Source organism: Acinetobacter sp. UBA6526, from assembly GCF_002434875.1.
Classification (GTDB): domain Bacteria; phylum Pseudomonadota; class Gammaproteobacteria; order Pseudomonadales; family Moraxellaceae; genus Acinetobacter; species Acinetobacter venetianus.
This window is the reverse complement of the sequence record NZ_DJLC01000107.1, coordinates 1,834-4,940: the sequence shown is the minus strand read 5'-3', so window position 1 is coordinate 4,940 and position 3,107 is coordinate 1,834. Positions and strand designations below refer to the sequence as shown.

The window sequence follows — 3,107 nt, the reverse complement described above, 5'->3', positions numbered from 1 at the left end:
TCGAGCGAAGTTGTGCTCTCAGCTTCGCGAGCATTGGATCTTGTTCAGTTTTAGATAAATCCGCAACACGAATTTTCAAAGGATCAAGCTTACCGCCAGCTCCACCCGATACGATCAATGGAATCTTGTTAAAGCGACAATGCAGCATCAAAGCAAGCTTGGCTTTAACATCGTCAATACAGTCTAAAATGATATCAGGTACAACATTCAGTATGTCCTTCACATTGTCTGGTGTTAGATAATCATCAATCACATTGACTTTAATTCTTGGGTTAATCTGACGACAACGCTCAGCCATCACCTCAATTTTTTCTTGTCCAAGCGTCGAAGTCATTGCAGGTAATTGGCGATTAATATTCGATGCAGCAACAACATCCATATCAACCAAGGTCAACTCCCCGATTCCTGTCCGAGCAAGCGATTCAACCGCCCAACTGCCCACACCACCAATTCCAATCACCATGACATGACTTTTCTCATAGTGCGCAAATGAGTCTTCTCCATAAATCTTGGCTACACCCGCAAAACGGCGGTCATATTCATCATTTTGGAGATCAGTCATCACAGGAAATTCTATAGCTTGAGTCAAACCACTATTTTAACGTGTTTATCATCATTTGGGCTATAACGATGATGCATTCGCTTGGCTGTGCTGTTGCTTTTTACTCAATACAATCAAAAAGACTAACACAATAAATGTAAGTGATAACGCGAGTAAATTGGCATTGCTCCAACCGAGACTGGTTAAAATCGGCGCTGGTAAAAATGCGCCTAATGTTGCAAATAAAGCAATTATTGTCTCATTCAATCCTTGTACACGATGTTTCTGTTGCTCATCTAAACCAGCAAGTAAAGTTGAAGCCCCTGAGTATGCAAAATTCCATCCTATACCGAGTACGATTAACGCAATATTAATATAGACTCCCGCTTGCCCTAACATCGGAATAAAAGATGACAACATCAATAAGCCAAAACCAATATAAATCATCGTATTGATCCCAAAACGTTGAATCAGCTTAGAGACGAAAAAAGAAGGAATAAACATCGCTAAAACATGCAACTGAATCGAAATTGAAGCGTAATGAAACGAATGATGTTCTTTTAAATGTAAAGATGACATGATCATCATGACATTCATAATGTAAAAGGCAAATGCGCCACTCATGATCGCGATCACAATCCTATTGAATGGTAGTTTTGCTCGTTGAACAGATGCTATTACGCTTTGTTGGGCGTGTGGTTGTTTCTGTTTGTTATTCCAAAAATAAAGTATCGGCGACAACACCACTGCTAATATACTGAAAATTAAATAGATAAAGGTGAAATCTGGTAAGCTACTCACCTGTTGAAACTGAATTGCTAAAACTGGTGCAATCAATGCAGCGACTACCCCACCTGAGATCACCATTGCAGTCGCCTTAGGAATTAATTCAGGTGACAGACGATCTGAGGCAGCAAAACGATAAAAGTTAGCGGTAGAAATAAATAAACCTAAGCAAAAATGGCTCAGACAAAGCAAATAAAATTGTTCAGTCGTTAGCGCAAAATAACCCAAGACTCCCGCACCAAATAAACACAAGACACCAAGCTGAAATACTAAATGACGACCTAATTTTTTCATCAAAAAAGAAAAGATAAAGGTTGTTAATAAAATAGCTAAAAACTGTAAACCATAAGGGATCGTTGCTAGAGCTTGTGTCGGGGCAAGTTTAAGTCCAACAATCGCTGAAACAGTCACGGAAAGTACCGCTGCAATCAAGTTAAATGCTTGAGCAACGAGTAAAAAATACACATATTTAGGTAACTGATTCAAAATGATCATCCCATTTCATTAAGCATCAATACATTAATCTGAAAATAAAGCAATTGATATAAAAAAAGATGAAAGTCTAACTTTCATCTTTTAGAAAACAATACATTACCGATTTTAAACAGCAATTAAATTCCGCAATACATAATGTAAAATACCGCCTGCTTTGAAGTATTCGACTTCGTTTAATGTATCGATTCGGCAAAGCACTTTAAACTCAGCTTGGCTACCATCTTCTCGAACGACACTGACATTTAGAGTTTGATGCGGTTGAATATCATCAGAAAGACCATGTATAGAAAGTGTCTCACGCCCCGTTAAGTTTAAAGACTGACGCGTTTGACCATCAACAAACTGTAATGGAAGTACACCCATTCCAACCAAATTAGAGCGATGGATTCGTTCAAAACTTTCAGCAATCACCGCTTTGATCCCAAGTAGATTGGTACCTTTTGCAGCCCAGTCACGAGATGAACCCGTACCATACTCTTTACCCGCAACAATCACTAAAGGTGTATTTTCTTGCTGATAACGCATAGATGCATCATAAATGGCAAGCTTTTCACCACTTGGAATGTGAATGGTATTGCCACCTTCTTCTCCACCCAACATTTCATTTTTAATTCGAATGTTGGCAAAAGTACCACGCATCATTACTTCATGATTTCCACGGCGAGAACCATATGAGTTAAAGTCTTTCGGTGTTACGCCTTGATCTTGCAAATAGCGCCCTGCAGGACTGTCTTTTTTAATATTCCCTGCGGGAGAAATATGGTCTGTTGTTACGGAATCACCCAACACCGCGAGGATACGAGCCTGATCAATATTAGTAATCGCTTTTGGTGGTTGATTAATTTCCTCAAAGAATGGTGGATGACGAATATAAGTTGAGTCACTTTGCCATGCATAAGTCTGACTTTTCGGGATCTGAATCGCTTGCCATGTGGCATCACCATCAAATACAGCAGCATATTCCTTATGGAACATTGAGGTATTCACTTGTTGTAACACTTGATCGATTTCAGCCTGTGTTGGCCAAATATCTTTCAGGTAAATATTCTGTCCATCTTTGCCTTGTCCAAGTGGTTCAGAGGTCAGATCCGTTCGAATGTTTCCAGCCAATCCATAAGCAACCACCAAAGGCGGTGAAGCAAGCCAGTTAGTTTTCACCAAAGGATGAACACGACCTTCAAAATTACGGTTTCCAGACAGTACCGATGCGACATTTAAATCATGACATTGAATGGCTTCTTCAATTGGGTCAGGTAAAGGCCCTGAGTTACCAATACAGGTGGTG

At 39.7% G+C, this 3,107-nt stretch carries 3 protein-coding genes; all 3 read right to left on the bottom strand.

Annotated features, from left to right (window positions below):
* A partial coding sequence (locus tag B4237_RS07110; RefSeq protein ID WP_286942457.1) for a tRNA threonylcarbamoyladenosine dehydratase occupies window positions 1-562 on the bottom strand: 562 nt, incomplete at its 3' end.
* Between the two features lie 60 nt (window positions 563-622).
* Window positions 623-1,822 carry an MFS transporter gene (locus B4237_RS07105; RefSeq protein WP_286942455.1) on the bottom strand — a complete coding sequence of 400 codons (1,200 nt, stop codon included), beginning with the start codon at window positions 1,820-1,822 and terminating at the stop codon, window positions 623-625.
* 105 nt (window positions 1,823-1,927) lie between these two features.
* The coding region (locus B4237_RS07100; protein ID WP_286942453.1) for an aconitase family protein at window positions 1,928-3,107 on the bottom strand (1,180 nt) is incomplete at its 5' end.